26 protein-coding genes and 1 pseudogene are annotated in these 13,765 nt (G+C 68.9%); 15 read left to right on the forward strand and 12 right to left on the reverse strand.

Features of this window, described 5'->3' with window-relative positions; translation table 11 throughout:
- Positions 1 to 77: 77 nt before the first annotated feature.
- Positions 78 to 791, reverse strand: a complete 714-nt coding sequence (locus BXY45_RS22000) for a hypothetical protein (RefSeq protein ID WP_109776679.1) — start codon at positions 789 to 791, stop codon at positions 78 to 80.
- Positions 792 to 1,327: 536 nt separating this feature from the next.
- Between BXY45_RS22000 and BXY45_RS23020 the strand changes: the two genes are divergently transcribed.
- Positions 1,328 to 1,600 (forward strand): hypothetical protein, encoded by a 273-nt coding sequence (locus BXY45_RS23020; RefSeq protein ID WP_146211328.1) that lies wholly within the window; start codon positions 1,328 to 1,330, stop codon positions 1,598 to 1,600.
- A 2-nt stretch (positions 1,601 to 1,602) separates the two neighbouring features.
- Here the strand turns inward: BXY45_RS23020 and BXY45_RS22010 are convergent, their stop codons facing one another.
- A complete protein-coding gene (locus BXY45_RS22010; RefSeq protein ID WP_170131685.1) occupies positions 1,603 to 1,833 on the reverse strand; it encodes an NlpC/P60 family protein in 231 nt (76 codons plus the stop codon).
- A 259-nt stretch (positions 1,834 to 2,092) separates the two neighbouring features.
- Here BXY45_RS22010 and BXY45_RS22015 point away from each other — a divergent pair, with 259 nt between their 5' ends.
- The 4 genes from BXY45_RS22015 to BXY45_RS22030 are packed head-to-tail and all read left to right on the forward strand — an operon-like array spanning position 2,093 to position 3,487.
- Entirely contained in the window at positions 2,093 to 2,515 is a 423-nt protein-coding gene (locus BXY45_RS22015) for a hypothetical protein (RefSeq protein ID WP_109776682.1), read from the forward strand.
- Positions 2,512 to 2,979, forward strand: coding sequence for a hypothetical protein (locus BXY45_RS22020; protein WP_109776683.1), 468 nt, complete (start codon positions 2,512 to 2,514; stop codon positions 2,977 to 2,979). The genes BXY45_RS22015 and BXY45_RS22020 overlap by 4 nt, the downstream gene beginning before the upstream one ends.
- Positions 2,976 to 3,203: a hypothetical protein gene (locus BXY45_RS22025; RefSeq protein ID WP_109776684.1), complete on the forward strand. Its 228-nt coding sequence runs from the start codon at positions 2,976 to 2,978 to the stop codon at positions 3,201 to 3,203. Before BXY45_RS22020 ends, BXY45_RS22025 begins: the two co-directional genes overlap by 4 nt.
- The gene (locus tag BXY45_RS22030; RefSeq protein ID WP_109776685.1) at positions 3,185 to 3,487 is read left to right on the forward strand and encodes a hypothetical protein; all 303 of its coding nucleotides are present in this window, start codon (positions 3,185 to 3,187) and stop codon (positions 3,485 to 3,487) included. The genes BXY45_RS22025 and BXY45_RS22030 overlap by 19 nt, the downstream gene beginning before the upstream one ends.
- A 14-nt stretch (positions 3,488 to 3,501) precedes the next feature.
- Here BXY45_RS22030 and BXY45_RS22035 read toward each other — a convergent pair whose 3' ends face one another.
- Complete coding sequence (locus BXY45_RS22035; protein WP_109776686.1) at positions 3,502 to 3,933, reverse strand: hypothetical protein; 432 nt, start codon at positions 3,931 to 3,933, stop codon at positions 3,502 to 3,504.
- 171 nt (positions 3,934 to 4,104) lie between these two features.
- Between BXY45_RS22035 and BXY45_RS22040 the strand changes: the two genes are divergently transcribed.
- The 6 genes from BXY45_RS22040 to BXY45_RS23630 are packed head-to-tail and all read left to right on the forward strand — an operon-like array spanning position 4,105 to position 6,083.
- A complete protein-coding gene (locus BXY45_RS22040; protein ID WP_109776687.1) occupies positions 4,105 to 4,422 on the forward strand; it encodes a hypothetical protein in 318 nt (105 codons plus the stop codon).
- Entirely contained in the window at positions 4,419 to 4,766 is a 348-nt protein-coding gene (locus BXY45_RS22045; protein ID WP_109776688.1) for a hypothetical protein, read from the forward strand. The genes BXY45_RS22040 and BXY45_RS22045 overlap by 4 nt, the downstream gene beginning before the upstream one ends.
- Entirely contained in the window at positions 4,763 to 4,966 is a 204-nt protein-coding gene (locus tag BXY45_RS22050) for a hypothetical protein (protein ID WP_146211329.1), read from the forward strand. Before BXY45_RS22045 ends, BXY45_RS22050 begins: the two co-directional genes overlap by 4 nt.
- Positions 4,966 to 5,622, forward strand: a complete 657-nt coding sequence (locus BXY45_RS22055) for a cellulase family glycosylhydrolase (protein WP_109776690.1) — start codon at positions 4,966 to 4,968, stop codon at positions 5,620 to 5,622. Before BXY45_RS22050 ends, BXY45_RS22055 begins: the two co-directional genes overlap by 1 nt.
- 24 nt (positions 5,623 to 5,646) lie before the next feature.
- Positions 5,647 to 5,931: a hypothetical protein gene (locus BXY45_RS22060; protein WP_109776691.1), complete on the forward strand. Its 285-nt coding sequence runs from the start codon at positions 5,647 to 5,649 to the stop codon at positions 5,929 to 5,931.
- Entirely contained in the window at positions 5,928 to 6,083 is a 156-nt protein-coding gene (locus BXY45_RS23630; RefSeq protein WP_170131686.1) for a hypothetical protein, read from the forward strand. Before BXY45_RS22060 ends, BXY45_RS23630 begins: the two co-directional genes overlap by 4 nt.
- A gap of 3 nt (positions 6,084 to 6,086) precedes the next feature.
- Here BXY45_RS23630 and BXY45_RS22065 read toward each other — a convergent pair whose 3' ends face one another.
- Entirely contained in the window at positions 6,087 to 6,902 is an 816-nt protein-coding gene (locus BXY45_RS22065) for a hypothetical protein (RefSeq protein WP_146211330.1), read from the reverse strand.
- Positions 6,903 to 6,973: 71 nt separating this feature from the next.
- Here BXY45_RS22065 and BXY45_RS22070 point away from each other — a divergent pair, with 71 nt between their 5' ends.
- Positions 6,974 to 7,237, forward strand: coding sequence for a hypothetical protein (locus tag BXY45_RS22070; RefSeq protein WP_146211331.1), 264 nt, complete (start codon positions 6,974 to 6,976; stop codon positions 7,235 to 7,237).
- Positions 7,238 to 7,458: 221 nt separating this feature from the next.
- Positions 7,459 to 7,758 carry a hypothetical protein gene (locus tag BXY45_RS22075; protein ID WP_146211332.1) on the forward strand — a complete coding sequence of 100 codons (300 nt, stop codon included), beginning with the start codon at positions 7,459 to 7,461 and terminating at the stop codon, positions 7,756 to 7,758.
- Between the two features lie 4 nt (positions 7,759 to 7,762).
- On the opposite strand, the gene BXY45_RS24900 is transcribed toward BXY45_RS22075, so the two are convergent.
- The 6 genes from BXY45_RS24900 to BXY45_RS22100 form a co-directional block, all read right to left on the reverse strand.
- A complete protein-coding gene (locus BXY45_RS24900) occupies positions 7,763 to 8,257 on the reverse strand; it encodes a helix-turn-helix domain-containing protein (protein ID WP_109776695.1) in 495 nt (164 codons plus the stop codon).
- Positions 8,254 to 8,553: a LacI family DNA-binding transcriptional regulator gene (locus BXY45_RS24905; RefSeq protein ID WP_109776696.1), complete on the reverse strand. Its 300-nt coding sequence runs from the start codon at positions 8,551 to 8,553 to the stop codon at positions 8,254 to 8,256. The genes BXY45_RS24900 and BXY45_RS24905 overlap by 4 nt, the downstream gene beginning before the upstream one ends.
- Positions 8,550 to 8,813 (reverse strand): hypothetical protein, encoded by a 264-nt coding sequence (locus BXY45_RS22090; RefSeq protein WP_109776697.1) that lies wholly within the window; start codon positions 8,811 to 8,813, stop codon positions 8,550 to 8,552. The genes BXY45_RS24905 and BXY45_RS22090 overlap by 4 nt, the downstream gene beginning before the upstream one ends.
- On the reverse strand, positions 8,810 to 8,950 hold the full coding sequence (locus BXY45_RS23635) for a hypothetical protein (RefSeq protein ID WP_170131687.1): 141 nt from the start codon (positions 8,948 to 8,950) through the stop codon (positions 8,810 to 8,812). The genes BXY45_RS22090 and BXY45_RS23635 overlap by 4 nt, the downstream gene beginning before the upstream one ends.
- 86 nt (positions 8,951 to 9,036) lie before the next feature.
- Complete coding sequence (locus BXY45_RS22095; protein WP_109776698.1) at positions 9,037 to 9,363, reverse strand: hypothetical protein; 327 nt, start codon at positions 9,361 to 9,363, stop codon at positions 9,037 to 9,039.
- Entirely contained in the window at positions 9,363 to 9,701 is a 339-nt protein-coding gene (locus tag BXY45_RS22100) for a hypothetical protein (RefSeq protein WP_109776699.1), read from the reverse strand. Before BXY45_RS22100 ends, BXY45_RS22095 begins: the two co-directional genes overlap by 1 nt.
- A gap of 359 nt (positions 9,702 to 10,060) precedes the next feature.
- Between BXY45_RS22100 and BXY45_RS22105 the strand changes: the two genes are divergently transcribed.
- On the forward strand, positions 10,061 to 11,878 hold the full coding sequence (locus BXY45_RS22105) for a bifunctional DNA primase/polymerase (RefSeq protein ID WP_146211333.1): 1,818 nt from the start codon (positions 10,061 to 10,063) through the stop codon (positions 11,876 to 11,878).
- Here BXY45_RS22105 and BXY45_RS22110 read toward each other — a convergent pair.
- Positions 11,875 to 12,102 carry a hypothetical protein gene (locus BXY45_RS22110; protein WP_109776701.1) on the reverse strand — a complete coding sequence of 76 codons (228 nt, stop codon included), beginning with the start codon at positions 12,100 to 12,102 and terminating at the stop codon, positions 11,875 to 11,877. The genes BXY45_RS22105 and BXY45_RS22110 overlap by 4 nt on opposite strands.
- 292 nt (positions 12,103 to 12,394) lie before the next feature.
- Between BXY45_RS22110 and BXY45_RS22115 the strand changes: the two genes are divergently transcribed.
- Entirely contained in the window at positions 12,395 to 12,997 is a 603-nt protein-coding gene (locus tag BXY45_RS22115) for a hypothetical protein (protein ID WP_109776702.1), read from the forward strand.
- 537 nt (positions 12,998 to 13,534) lie between these two features.
- Here BXY45_RS22115 and BXY45_RS22120 read toward each other — a convergent pair.
- Positions 13,535 to 13,765: pseudogene (locus tag BXY45_RS22120) on the reverse strand (hypothetical protein); the annotation flags it as partial.

Below are 13,765 nucleotides of genomic sequence, written 5' to 3' on the forward strand. Positions count from 1 at the left end.
AGCTTCGATCGTCGCGGGTCACGTCCGCCGTCGCATCACCGAGGGTCATCACTGCAGGTCACACAGTCATCGCCCGACTATGACCGCGCCCTGGGGTGACCCCAGGTGCCGGAAGACCACAGCACCTTGTTCTTCGGACCGTACGCCACGAGGTTGCCATCACCCTGGAATGTCAGGCCATAGCGCCCGTTCTGACTCATGAGCCAGCCACCCTTGACCAAGCCGGGCTCAAAACCGTTGACGAAGCTGCTTGCCTCGATACCAGCAAAGGTGCGGTCGCTGTTCCTCCGCACGGAATCCGGGATTCGCTGCTTGGTCTTGCGCTCCTTGATGCACAGCGCGTCGAAAGGCCCCATCCCCTGGTCACACCAGGTGCCGTAGATAGTTGGGTCCGGGAGTTCCTGCCAGCTGGCGATCCACTCCTCACCGACACCGACGATGTCGGTGCTGGTGCACGTGCCGACACCTGCATCGTCGTAGTGGCATTCGGTGCTGGTGCCAGGAGCAGATCCGTTGGTCACGGTCACGCTGGACTGCAGCGGCGGCACGTCTCGCTTGCCCCAGTTGATGTGGACGCACTGGATGACCTGGCGCTTGTAGTTGCCGAGCATCTGCACGGTCGGCTGGGAGTCGCAGCCCCACCCGGATCCCTTGGGCGCCACGTCAAAGACCGTCAGGTCCTTGGCGGGGTCGTACGGCGTCGCGTGTGCCGCTGCGGCCGGAATGGTCACGGCCAGGGCGAGCAGGGCTCCCGTGAGGAGCCCTCGGATGGAGCGAGTGGATCGCAGCACTGAGCATCTCCTCGGAGTTGACCTTGAGGAGATACTCGGCAACTCTCAGTGACCAGACAAGCCAAATAGCTGAACCAGCTCAGCTACGCCAAACGTGGCTTGACCTGCGGAGACGTTGGATAGGAGTGCTTGCTCAGATCACCGGCGCGTCGCTACTCACGATGCACAGCGCCGGTGCCGATGATGCTGTCATGGCAAAGTCGCGGAACTGGGCAGATGGCCGCGATCGTCTGGAACGCGCCGTGCGGCGCCGGGTGGGTCCAGCACCTTTTCGGCCAGCGCAACGCCTGCATCTGGAGCGCACCGCCCAAGAGCGTGCCGCTGCCATGGCCTCACCCGCACATCAGCAGCGTGGGAGTCACCGACCTCGCGGCTGTCAGGTGTGCACCGCTCACGCCCAGGCCACTCTGCGCCTCTGGCAGGAGCATCGCTGGCTGGCCTGGGACGCTGAGCGGCGTCGCCTGCGAGAGGAGCTTGCCCCTCAGTTCCTGCCTGACGACGGCACGCCACTGACCCCCGCAGTCGTCCACGCTGGCGTGGGCGCCAGCAACGGCCCAGGGCTGGGCTCCTGGATGCTGGTCGGTGTAGCAGCCGCCGCTGTGCTGGGTGTGCTGACCCTGATCGGCGGAGGCTCGCACAGCAGCGATGCGTGCACGGATGGCCGCGATCCCACCCAGCGCATCGCCTCTGAGCAGGTGCGGACCTCACCCGAACAGATGACGACCGCGCAGTGGCAGGGCTACATGGCCTGTGCGGACGAGCGTTCTGCAAGCGGTGTGGACCACGACGAGCCCGTTTACCGACGCTGAGATCAGCTGACGCGGTGGAACTCGAAGCTGCCGTAGAGCCCCTGCACCTTGACCCTGTCACCCGGCTTCGGCGCCGCGATGATGAGCCCGTCGCCGAGGTAGATGGCGATGTGCGTGGCCGGGTGGCCCCAGGTCACGAGGTCCCTCGGGCGCGCCTGAGAGGCCGGGATGCGGGTGGTGGCGCGTGCACGCAGATCGGTGATGGTGGTCTTGGTGCTGGCGGTCTCGGACATGGCAGTGCTCCCCCGTGGGTCGTACGACGTGGTCGACGCGGAGAGGGAGTGAGCGCGCACCTGCATTGGTGCTGTGACTCAGCGTAAGCGGGACGTCCAGGTCTGAAGTGAGAAGACGGTGCCATCGGCACCGTTTCCAATCCGTGACCTAATGCATGCCGCACGGCCTCTCGCGCCGCCCCTGGTCCTGGTGAAGGCACCCAGGGCGTGACCACACCTCCTGGGTGCCCGCCTCACTCGCACTCAGAGAGGACCTGTCATGGGCCACAGCACGACACCGGCATGGATCAAGCGCGCAGCCATCCGCGAAGTGCGTGAGGGCCGGGAGCTCCGCGTCGACATCGCACGAGACCTCCGCCTCTCCCCCACCTGCATCGCCGCCTGGGTCAAGGCAGACATCGCGGCTGAGCAGGCCGAAGCGACACGAGGACCGTCCCCCGCCGAGCTCGAGTTGCGAGCAGTGACGGCGCGGCTTGCGGAGCTGGAGGCGGAGAACTCGGCCTGGCGGCAGGCCGCTGCAGGCGCACTGACCCGCCTGCAGTCGGCAAACCCCGGCTCAGGCTCCGCTGAGGCACCCTCGGACGCGGGTGCCCGGGGACTTCGCCCCGAGGCAGGTATCTCGGAGCCCTCGCCCCTGGGCTCGATCCCGGTGCAGCCGCAGGCCCCCGAGGACCTCGCGTGAGCGGCTTCTCCGTGGCCTCGGCCGCCTCCCCCCACGGCGACTTCCGGGCACGCGAGCACGCCGGATCCCTCGTGCTGATCCGTCGTCGTCACGTCATCGCGGCCTGGGTGACACCGGGTGCCATTGATGGCCAGCCGCCGCGATCGGCGGTCGCGGTCGATGTCGTGGTGCTGACCGACGGCGCGCGCCCCCACGCGCTCCGCTTCCCTGACCAGACGATCACCAGCACCGGCCTGATGCGCGCGATCATGCGCTCCCCCGAGCCGTGGGTGCTGGGGCGTCTGGACCTCGGCAGTGGTGGTGCGTGGCTGCTGGCGAAGCCGTCGGCCGAGGACCGCGACCGCGCCGCTCGCTGGCTGGTCGAGCACGACGGCGGTGACGATCAGCCACCGCGCACCCGTGCACAGGAGGTCGCTGAGCAGACGCGTCCGGTGCTGGACCGTGGCCGTGGTGGTCAGCGGTGAACGCGGGGCAGGCCATGGCGCAGGCGCACATCACCGTGCAGCCGGGTTCGGTGGAGCACTCGGCGGTGCTGGCGCTAGCGACCGACGGGGAGACGCTGCGGGCGCACCTGGGGCCCGAGGAGGTGGCGCTGCTCGTCGTGTGGCTGAGCAGCGCCAGTGGTCTCACGGGCGAGGCGCTGGAGACGGCATACCAGCGCGCCTGGGCATGGCGGGCAGCGTCGTGAGGCGCCTGCCGCCAAGGCCGACGGCGATCATCGAGCGCGAGCAGGAGCGCCAGGCGCAGGCACGGCGAGTGCGCCTGACCGACCCCGAGGCACCTCGGGACAGGCGGCTGGCGAAGGTCCGGCTGGACGCCGAGAGGGCGAAGCTGGCGCGTCGTCGCCAGGCCAGCGCTGATGAAGCTGCGCACTCAGCCGTCATGGCCGAGCTGCGTACGCCAGGGTCGCCGCTGCGGGTGCTGGGGCTGTCATGCGAGGCGCTGGCCGAGCAGGCCGAGGTGCCGGCATGAGCGCCGAGTGGGGGTCAGACCTCGCTGCACTCTCCGGCCGGGTAGGCCGGGTGTCCATAGACGACGAAGGTCGAGCCGTCCGACTCCATGACGCTGACGTGCTCGACAGCGTCCATGCCGGACACGGCGTCGCAAATGTAGATGGCCTGGCCCGCCTCGGCGCTGTCATCGGTGCGCGGATCGCTGATGGAAGTGTCCACCTGCACACGGCCTGGCTCGGTCTGCTCAGCGGAGGTCACCAGAGGGGCCAGGTCCTCGCCCACGGCGGCGCGCACCTGCTCGGTGAGGTCGGTGCCCTCTGCAGCAGCGGCGGTCTCAGCGGGCGCAGCCGACTCCGCGACCGAGGGGCTCTCGGCAGGAGCAGCGGCCTCGGTGGGGGCCGAGCAGCCCGCGAGAGCCAGTGCCGCGAGCAGGCCGACAGCAGGGACGAGAAAGGCCTCACGCATGGGCGCGAGGTTACGGACGAGGCCGCCTCCAGCAGGCGGTTTTAGTGAATGACAGGAGTGGGCGGTGGCGCCCCGAGTCGCGATCACGGGCAGGGGTGTGGATCGCGACTCGGGGCGCTGAAGGGGTCGGCCGGGTGGTCCGGGCGGCTAAATGATCATGAAGGAGGAGAGATGCTGGAGACCAGGCCACACGATCCGATCGGCACCTGCGACGACCACGAGAAGGCTGCCAACCGCCTGCTCGACCAGACCAATGCCCCCAACCCGCTGGCCTATCAGCAGACGCTCATCGCTGCGGCGCAGGTGCACGCGGTGCTGGCCCTGGCCGCTGCGGTCAAGGGGCTCACGCGCCCGCAGGACGACGGCCTCAGGCTGGTGCTGAACATCCATTGCGGTGACACCACCCCGCACGGTCACCACTTCTACATGCGGAGAGACCTCCGCGAGGGCGCTAACTGCCCCGGCCAGCCCAAGGGCAGCGACGCATGAGCGCTCCCGAGATCGAGCAGATGACGGACGAGGAGGCGCGGGCAGCACTGGCCACCCTCACCGAGGCCGTCTGGGGCCTGGTCGGCACCTTGCACGGTGCCTTCGGGGACGAGGTGCCCGACTCGGTGCTGGAGGCCATCGGCCCTCTGCGGGCGGCTCTGGAGGCGATCCCGACGCTGCACTGCGGCGACACCGAGGACCCACACGGACCTCACTACTGGGTCCAGGCCGACACCTGGCCCGAGATCGAGGGCGCCAACTGCCCCGGTCAGCCCGAGCCCGACCCCACTCCCCCGGATCCCGTCTTCGCGCCTCAGGCCTGGTGGGCGAGGCGGCACGCATGAGCGCACCCGAGGGCGCCATGGTCCTGACGACCATCACGATCACGCGCCTGCTCATGCCGGACGGCGGCGACGTGGTGAGCGTGCTGTCCGAGGACTCCAACGGGGAGATGCCCAGCGCCATCGAGCGGCTGGGTCTGCTCGCCATGGCCACTGACGAGGTGCTGCACCCGGAGCCCGAGACCGACGAGGAGAACAACTGATGGCCCTCTCCCTCATCACCCGAGCCGGTGACACTCTGCAGGACGGGCGCGGCACGTGGCGGGCGCGCGGCGCGAACGTCTGGGATCTGCTCGACTCCTCGCCCCAGGAGGCAGCGCAGCGCCTCACCGAGGTGGCTGCGCTCGGGGTAAACGCGGTCCGCACGTGGGCGTTCTCCAAGGACGGGCGCGCCGACGGAAACTTGCTGCAGCGCCTGGACGCCGCGCTGGCGGTGGCAGACCGGCTCGGCATCCGCCTGCTGCTGTGCCTTGGCAACGGGCAGACCGACTTCGGTGGGCCGCAGTGCTTCAAGCTGGACCAGGACTCCTGGTATCGGCCGGGCGGGGACGGCATCGCTCCGGAGTGGGCGGCGCAGGTGCAGGCGCTGGTGAGCCGCTACCGAGGCCGTGGGGCCGTCATGGCGTGGGAGGTGCTCAACGAGCCCAGGCCGAACTTCGATCCCATCAGCATGGGCTGGATCGACCGCGCGGCGAAGCTGGTGAAGGCGACCGACCCGACGCACCTAGTGTCTTCGGGCGCCGAGGGGTTCCTGCACCCGCTCTACCCGACCCCGGATGCGCAGTCGGGAGCCTCGGTGGACCTCAGCGTGGCGAACCTGCACCCGCCCTCGATCGACCTCGTGTCGTCGCACGTCTAGGGCAAGTATCTGGCGCCGGACTACATGCCCAGCGAGGTGCGCATCGCGGCCTACCTGGCCGGTCTGGCGGCGGCTGCGGGTGGGCGCCCCGTCATGCTCGGAGAGGTCGGCTTCGACCCGAGGGACGGCGGTGGAGGCAACGCCGCGAGGCGAGACTTCATCACCAGGGTGGGTCGGTGGTCCGGTCGCATCGGGCTGGCTGGCGGCTTCATCTGGGCCTACGGACGCGCTGCCGACCAGAGCTTCGGGCTCGGGCCGGGCGACCCGGAGAGCACCTGGCTCCTACAGCAGTGGCGCAAACTGCTGTGAGCACCAAGGACCAGCGCGAGAGGCTCGATCCGCTGTGGGCGGCTCTACGCGAGCACTACGAGAACCCTCTGCCGCTGGAGATGCCCGCAATCATCGGAGGTCGTCTGGTCAACCTGCGAGACCTGCCCCCAGGGGACGGACAGAACTCTTAGCCGTCAGGGCTGCTCGGTGCCATCCGTCACGGCGCCGGGCCCCTCGGGCCGCTGAGGCAGTTCGCCCGGGATGTGGTCGACGATCTCACCGGCGATGGTCTCGACGGTGCTCTCGATGATCCCGACGCTAGTGACCGCGTCGGACAAGGGCGCGACCGCGAGATACGTAGTCCAGGCAATGCTCACGATCTGCCGCAACAGCGAGGAGTCCTTGCGAGCGGTCGCCTTGGCGATGGCGACCTCGCCCAGGATCCGCTTGGCCGCCTCCTGGGCCCCGGCGGGGCCGTTGCGACGTAGGTCAGCCAGGGCGTCGATGGTCTCCGACAGCCTGCGACTGAGGGCTGAGCGCACCACAGCGGGGAACTCATCGTCGTGCTCCAGGCTGTCCCGGACACCCTGCAGGTCGGAGATGAGGTCGCGCACGCGCTGCTCAGAAGGCACCTGCCCTTCGATCAGGGACGGCACCTCCAGGCCGCGCCACAGGCCGGCGAGGTAGATCAGGCTTCGCGCCGGGAGGTTGGACGAGGTGGAGTCCAAGCCTGCGTTCTCGTGCAGGATCGGAGCTGCCCACTCTTCCCAGTGGTGGCTCCAGATGGCCTGCTGGTGGCGGTCGTCAGCCCTGTTCACCTGCGCTGCTGCGGCGGGCAAGAGCTCCGCACCAAGGTTGGCCAGCTCCAAGGCGACCTGCTCTAGGGGGACACCGAGAACGACGCCCCAGACCTGGCGGACCGAGCTTCCCTCTCCCATGTCTTCGCGCACCTCCTCGTAGTTGCTGAGCAGGTCATGAAGCCGCCCGAGAGGGGTGCTCGCCTTCGCCATGGCCAGGACGGTAGGCACCCCGACTCGAACGCGTGGACGGAACGCAGGAAGTCGACGCGCATCCTGTCTCGGTGGACCTGATCCGAGCGCACCGGCATCTGCCGGACCTGGTCAGCCGGGCCACCGACATCGGCGAGGGCTGGCACTCGGCGGGGAGCACCGAGATCCCGGCGCACGTGCGCTGCCCCTGGCGCCAGCACGACGGCACCGAGGTCGTCGAGATCGTCTGGGGCATGGTTACCGCCTGGACCAGCCTCGCCATGCACGTCGAGCTCTGGCGCCACGGGGAACACCACGTGTGGGTGCGCCGGGAAGACGTCGAGCCGCGCACCTGACATCTACGCTGCCAATCGCGGCGTAGCCCACCACCGCGTGTCCAAGATCAGGGGCGAAGGCCCGGCTGCCCCTCGTGTGGATCGGAGGCCCTGTCCCCGTCAGCGGCGTCATCACCGGCGTGGTGCTGGCTCTGGTGATCATCGTCATTGTGGCTTGGCGTACACGCGAGCGAGGCTGAGGCGGGGTCAAGGTGGGTCGCGTCTGATCCGAAGACTCAACCATGACGACCACCGAAGCTCGCCCCAACGACGAGGTGTGGCTGCCAGACCGTGCCCGCCGCGCACAGCGCACAGTCAATGCGCTTCATACGGCAGTGGGCCTGACCATCGCGGTCGGGGCGCTTCTCGCCGTGGTGATGGTGGCCGCAGGCGCCTATGTGGGCAACCCGTTCACCATCGGGGTCGGGCTGGTTGGCGTTCCCTTCCTGACGTGGGTCAGCACGCTCGGCATGCGCTGGAGTCGTGACGTGCTCGCGCTGCTGCACTCCGCCGAGGTACGTGGAGCACTCATCGACGAGTAAGCCCTCAGGCTGACTGCCGCCTGCCCCGTAGAGGCCGAGGGCTGCTCATCACCCCGCACGACTCGCAGACGGCCCACAGGGTCGCGCCCCATCGCTGCCACCGCTGCGACCCACGGCACCGAGAGCAGCCCCCGTCCACGCGCCTGCCGACGGCGACCCGAGGGGCGGGGATGCGCGGCCGTGGAGCGGCGCTCGGGTCGAGCCCCTCGTGGCGGGCCCGCGCCAGCAGCTGCCTGACCCGATTCACCGAGAGCCCGTGCTGCTCGGCGAGCTCTGTGGTGGTGAGGCCAGCCTGGCTGCCAGCGACGATCTCCATGGTGCGAGTGCCGCCCCAGCGGATCCACTCGCGGCCCCGGAGCGCCACTCCCTGCTGAACCAGGATTCGGTGCACGGTGCTCTGAGAGATGCCGTGCTGCTCGGCCAGGTCCGCTGCGCTAGCGCCCGCGTCGTACGCATCAGCGATCTGCGAGGCCCGCACAGCACGGTCGGCGGGCTTCACCGCCCCTCCCGACCGGCACGCAGGACACGACTGACGGTGCTGCGGCTGACGCCGGCGTCCTCGGCGATCTCGGCGTGGGTCAGTCGCCCGCGACGGGCAGCAGCCAGGATCGCGGCGGTCGTCGTCTCACGGCGCGCCTGACGCACCAGAAGCACGGCGCTCGGCCCGCGTCGTGCAGCCCCCAAGATCTGCACGACGCGGGGCTGTGAGATCCCGATGACGGCTGCGATCTGACGGGTGCTCTTGCCCTGGGCCTGCATGCGGCGGATCTGGACCAGGCGCTCTTCGGCGGTCATGCCAGAAGGCCAAGGTCGAAGAGGTCGTCGTTGTTCGCAGCGGCCACCGCCTGCTCCAGTGCGACCCACAGCGCACGCGCTCGCTCCCACTCGCCGCTGCGTACGAACTCGACCGGGTCACTGAGGACTGTGACCTGGCTGAGTTGCTCGACGGCCATCTGGGCCTGGCCGGGGCCCGAGAACACCTCTCGCTCTACCAGGAGCGAGGTCAGACGCGGCCCGACCTCGCGCCAGGTCCCGGGCCACTCGTACCCGCTCACAGCGGCGCCCCGTCCAACTCGGGGGCGACCGGGGGCGGCGCGGGAGCCTCAGCCTCGCCGTCCTCGGCAGGCGCGGGCTCGTCGCTGTAGGGCGCCTGCGACATGGGGTGATGCGGGAAATCGTCGTTGAGGCTCATCGTTGTGCTCCTGATCTGTGATGAGGTGGTCAGGTGGCGGTGCCGAGCCCGGTTCGGACGGGCTCGGCACCGCTTGAGTGGGGGTCTCAGGCGAAGCTGAGGCAGTAGTCCGGCTCCGCGCTGCACCGGCCGCAGACCATGCCGCCGATGCCCGAAGAGTCGCGGCGGTAGAACCGCGCGCCACCTCGGCCGCACTCGGCGCAAGAGCCGTCCGAGCCCAGCAGTTGGTCACGCAGCGGCTCGACTGAGCACCACACAAAGTCGTCGTCGCGGTCGTGGCGGAGGTCGGTGCCGATCACGACGAGCTTCTCGGTGCCGTCGCGGCGGGTAGCCACCACCTCTTCGCCGGGAGTGGCCTGGTCGGTGGGGACCAGCACGCCCCACACGTCGCCTCGGCGGCTCCAGGTGGCCATCAGAAGATTCGCGCGATCTCGTCGTGGGCGGCCTCGATGAGCTCCAGCGCCTCCTCCGGCGACATGGAGACCGCCAGGTCGCTGCTCCACGGGTTCTCGACGTCGATCACGCTGGCGAGCACCTCGCCGGTGCCGATGACGGTGTAGCCGGCCTGGTCGAGCGTGGCCGCTGTGCGAGCGATGACAGCCCGGACGGCGGCGAACTCGGTGCGCAGGTCCTCCTGCACCTCAGCGGGCTCGCTGTCGATCTCGCCCCCGTAGAGGCACTCCTCCAGGCCGAAGGTGCGCCCTCCGTAGCCACTGTGGTTGGGGAGCTGGAACGCGACGGTGCTGGTCATTTTGCATGCCTCCGTTTATCGGTCCGGCCGGACTGCCCGGCTGGCGATAAGACGACGATGACACGCGCGAAAATACTGCTGCAAGAGCAGATTTCACCGTAGTTATTTTCAACCCACCAACTGGTGGGTTGCTGCTGCGACTTCAGCGGTCAGACAAGCAAACCCGCAGGTCACGCTGGGTAACCTGTTTCTAGTTGTCTACCGTCGGCAAACTCTGTAGAAATCGAACAGCACCCTGGATAATGTCGTCACGGGTCGCGATGTGGTGCATGATGCAAGCACCTCGATAAACGAGTGGCCCGCCAGCGCTAGAGACGCTGACGGGCCGAGCCGCACCGATTCAGACCATCGGAGTGACCGTGTCCATCATCGCAGATTCACCCCGCGCAGTCGCCTCTGATGAGCTGCTCGCAGCCTTCGGCCTGCACCTGCCAGACGGATGTTTCTGGGGCTTGGATGCCCTGGGCCGCATTGTCCCCATCCGCATCGAGGACGACCCTGACGGATGGGCGCTACGCAGGCTCGACACCCATCCCGCGCCAGAGGTCGACTGGTCCTACTGGGACGCTCACCCCCCGCAGGCTGACCCCGCCTGGCTGGCTGAGGACGACGCCCGCTGGGCTGCCCGCCACGACCCAATCCCTGAGTGGCCGAGCGAGGGCGTCCGCCACTGGACTCCCGCCGATGGTGACGGTCCCGAGACCTGGCCGGCCGAGTGGCAGGAGCTCGTCGAGCAGCTGCGCGCTGAGCAGGCCGCTGAGGACCTCGCGGTCGTCCTGTTGCGTGAGGCACGCGAGGAGCGCTGTGACGCCCCTGGATGGGATGGGCCGGGTCATCTGTCGCTGCAGGCGCTGCTGAGCCTGGAAGGCGTCCTGCTGACTCTGGTGGACCCCGAGCGAGGCAAGGAGCCGCTGATGTGCGTACGCCGAGAGCACGCCGCGTGCGTCGAGTTCCACGACGAGGAGGACTGCGTCTCCGACGACCTCGAGCTGCTGACTCGCGTCCTCGCGCATCACCCGCAGGCTCTGGTCGGCATCGCGCCAACCGGCAGCCTGCTCGTCATCGACGTGGACACCAAGGAGGCTCTGGCTGATCTCGTGGAAGCCACAGGCATCGTTCTGCGAGACCACCTTGTCGTGCGCACTGCGAAGGGGTGGCACTGCTACATGCGCGCTTCTGTGAACTTGCCTGCCGGGGCCCTGCACGGTCGCCCTGGCATCGACCTGCGCTACGCCAGCAGCAGCGTCGGTTGCTTCGTCCTGGGTCCCGAGCAGACCCGAGCAGACGGTGGCTCCTACGTGGTCCTCTACGGAGTCTGGGGCACCGTCGCTGCTTGTCCTCCTGAGGTCCTCACTTACCTGGGGTGGGTGGAGGAGGGAGCGGTGGACGGAGAGCAAATCAGGACGAACGCCACCAAGCCCCCCTGTGCTGAGAGATGGAAGCTATGGGGTCAGCAGCAGGTGCTGGAGGGCTCCTCACTGGACGGGGCTGTGGCGAACTGTGTGGCTCGCTGGCAGATGCTGTGGGACGCCTACGAGGCAGACCCTCAGCGCGGGGCAGGGGTGGAGAAGGGCGCTCAGCGCAGCGACTCAGCCAAGCTCATGGCCTGCTGGCGGATCACCCAGTGGATGGGTCTGACACCGGAGCAGGCGGTGGACGCGGTGTTGGCCTACAGGCCGGCTCTGGCTGTCCGCATCACCTCGGAGAAGCGGACTCGACGGTGGGCACTGCAGGACGCCGAGCGGGTCTACAGGAAGCCGCATCTGGATGGAGCGGCGGCACGAACTCGGTGGGTGTGGGACGGCTCAGAGGGGGCTGCCGTGGTGGCAGAGAGAATTCAGAAGAACAGCCAGCTCCCCACGGTCTGGGGGCACGTCGTGGCTCTGGTGCAGGACCAGCAGCGCACCACGCACCTCGGCATCGGCCAGGTCTGGCTCGGCGACCTGATGGGCACCAACCACAAGTCCGCCGGGCACTGGCTGGCACAGCTGGAGAAGAAGGGCCTGCTGACGCGCACCGGCGAGCACGTGTGGCGCAGCGGAGAGGACTACCGCAGGGACAACCGCGTCCGGGAGTTCACGGTGCACAAGGTCGTGGCGGTCAAGCCGGCCGAGGATGCTGCTGCCACCGTGATTCCTGCGCCCCGCGTCTGGACGGAGATGGCCCTGGCCGCCTAGCGCCGCTCGGCACTGTTCAGCATGTCCTGCAGTCGCTGCGCCGCCTCGTGGTCGATGTCGTCGAACCAGGGGTGCCCTCGCCAGAGGCTCATCGCCTGCTCCACGATCTCCTTCGCTTCCGCCACGTTGCCCTCCCCCAGCGCGGCCTGGAGCAGCAGGAGATTGGCCCACCCCTGGATCGTGAGTTCAGCATCAGCGGCCCGCACAGTGGTCTCGTCGTCCATGCGCGCAGTGAAGCGGGGTCGTACGACAGCCGGCGTTGACCAGTCCGCATCCACCAACTGGTGGCACCAGTTGGCGCCTTCCCAATCGGTGCTTGCGCCGCACGACTCGGCCGGCCACCCTGGTCACACAGCGGCCCCCCGGGCATCACGGGCCGCGAGGGGCAACCACTGGCCACGGCTGGTGGGGGAGCGAGGCGGACACCGCCCGCATGGAGCGAGATGAGCCAGGACGACCTGGCACGCCGAGGCCCGGCAGCACCTCCCACTCCCCCTCTCGCCCCTGGAGCACCTCATGGCCAGCACCAACGTCACCGCAGACACCGAACTCGACCTCCGTCGCCGCCGCGCACTGCGCCGCCGCCGCCCCTCCCCCGGTCCGCTCGTGGGAGCCATGCAGCCCCAGATCGAGATCGCGGTGCGGACGGCCGGGCGTCTCAGCATTGAGCGCGATGAGGCCAGGAGCGAGGCCGTCATTTGCCTGCTGGAGCACGTCGGGCGCTGGCAGCACCTGGACGCCGACGGCTTTCGCGCGATGGCCGTGGTGGCCATGCGGCACGCCGTGCAGCGGGCAGACCGTGCAGCACGTGGGGCACGCTGGGTGCGGGACGTGCAAGTGACCGAGGTGACGCTGGAGCACGCCCCCGAGGTCGCTGACGACGACGCGGTGCGGGCGCTGGAAGCCGTCGAGGTCGAAGACCTGGCGGACACGATCCTCGGGTGCCTGGAGACCCGCCAGGCCCTCCTGCTGGCCTGCCGCGCGTGGGGTCTGGCGCACCCGGACCAGAAGCTCACGCTCGCCGAGCTGGGCACGATCCTCCACATCGGGGACCGCGACGCTGCTGCCCGCCACCTGGCCATCGCGCGCGCCGAGGCCGCTGCTGCGCTGGCCGCGTGATGAGGCTGCTGGGCCGCCTCTCCCCCGATGAGCAGCGCCGTCGGTGGGTGGAGGGCATGGAGCACGAATCTCTACGACGCGCCCGTGAGAGGCACGGTGGGGACCTCACCAACGAGCAGCGGCACCTGGCGCTGTGGGAGGGGCAGATTACGGCCGAGGCGGTCTGAGACGTGCGGCATCCGCCTGGCTCCTGATGGGGACGGACAGATCTCCCGAGCCCTCCCCACACCGTCCCCACAGGTGTCCCCACAACGCGGCATGCGTCCGCCAGCCGCCGTCGCCTCCCCCACTCCCCTGTCAACGGTTGTCCTGTGGGTGTGGGCTGCGGTAGTTACTTATCGTCGCTGGTCAGTGACGCTTTTTCCGACCTCCGCAGAGATCTTCTAATCCGATGGTCGCTGGTTCGAATCCAGCCGGGGGCGCCCATCTGACCAGGGCAAACACTCCGGACGGCCCCGCGCGGGAGGCGCCAGACCCTTCGTAGCCCCTCCAGGAGTTGTCTCCGAGAAATTGTCAAGACCTGTGGATGAAGATCGTTTAGGCAGCTGCCGGTAGCGGCTGCTCGACCGGCGCGGCGGGCTCGGCGACCTGCGCCCCTCGTGCCTCGGGACGCTCAACACGCTTGCCGGCCTCGAAGACGACCCCAGCTCGCACGAGGGCCACCAGGTGCGGCGCGGTGATCGCCCGCCACCGGCACTGAGCAGCCTCGATCAGCTTGAACGCCATCGCCAACCCCGCCTTGGCGCTGCCTGGCCCCTTGGTGACCTT

This window comes from Quadrisphaera granulorum (assembly GCF_003149145.1).
Taxonomy (GTDB): domain Bacteria; phylum Actinomycetota; class Actinomycetes; order Actinomycetales; family Quadrisphaeraceae; genus Quadrisphaera; species Quadrisphaera granulorum.

Bases quoted from the DNA above. Each gene is read 5' to 3' on its own strand.
- BXY45_RS22010 (WP_170131685.1), bottom strand. From the start codon at position 1,833: ATGTCCGAGACCGCCAGCACCAAGACCACCATCACCGATCTGCGTGCA.
- BXY45_RS22015 (WP_109776682.1), top strand. From the start codon at position 2,093: ATGGGCCACAGCACGACACCGGCATGGATCAAGCGCGCAGCCATCCGC.
- BXY45_RS22030 (WP_109776685.1), top strand. From the start codon at position 3,185: ATGGCGGGCAGCGTCGTGAGGCGCCTGCCGCCAAGGCCGACGGCGATC.
- BXY45_RS22035 (WP_109776686.1), bottom strand. From the start codon at position 3,933: ATGCGTGAGGCCTTTCTCGTCCCTGCTGTCGGCCTGCTCGCGGCACTG.
- BXY45_RS22040 (WP_109776687.1), top strand. From the start codon at position 4,105: ATGCTGGAGACCAGGCCACACGATCCGATCGGCACCTGCGACGACCAC.
- BXY45_RS22045 (WP_109776688.1), top strand. From the start codon at position 4,419: ATGAGCGCTCCCGAGATCGAGCAGATGACGGACGAGGAGGCGCGGGCA.
- BXY45_RS22050 (WP_146211329.1), top strand. From the start codon at position 4,763: ATGAGCGCACCCGAGGGCGCCATGGTCCTGACGACCATCACGATCACG.
- BXY45_RS22055 (WP_109776690.1), top strand. From the start codon at position 4,966: ATGGCCCTCTCCCTCATCACCCGAGCCGGTGACACTCTGCAGGACGGG.
- BXY45_RS22060 (WP_109776691.1), top strand. From the start codon at position 5,647: ATGCCCAGCGAGGTGCGCATCGCGGCCTACCTGGCCGGTCTGGCGGCG.
- BXY45_RS22065 (WP_146211330.1), bottom strand. From the start codon at position 6,902: ATGGCGAAGGCGAGCACCCCTCTCGGGCGGCTTCATGACCTGCTCAGC.
- BXY45_RS22075 (WP_146211332.1), top strand. From the start codon at position 7,459: ATGACGACCACCGAAGCTCGCCCCAACGACGAGGTGTGGCTGCCAGAC.
- BXY45_RS24905 (WP_109776696.1), bottom strand. From the start codon at position 8,553: ATGACCGCCGAAGAGCGCCTGGTCCAGATCCGCCGCATGCAGGCCCAG.
- BXY45_RS23635 (WP_170131687.1), bottom strand. From the start codon at position 8,950: ATGAGCCTCAACGACGATTTCCCGCATCACCCCATGTCGCAGGCGCCC.
- BXY45_RS22095 (WP_109776698.1), bottom strand. From the start codon at position 9,363: ATGGCCACCTGGAGCCGCCGAGGCGACGTGTGGGGCGTGCTGGTCCCC.
- BXY45_RS22100 (WP_109776699.1), bottom strand. From the start codon at position 9,701: ATGACCAGCACCGTCGCGTTCCAGCTCCCCAACCACAGTGGCTACGGA.
- BXY45_RS22110 (WP_109776701.1), bottom strand. From the start codon at position 12,102: ATGGACGACGAGACCACTGTGCGGGCCGCTGATGCTGAACTCACGATC.
- BXY45_RS22115 (WP_109776702.1), top strand. From the start codon at position 12,395: ATGGCCAGCACCAACGTCACCGCAGACACCGAACTCGACCTCCGTCGC.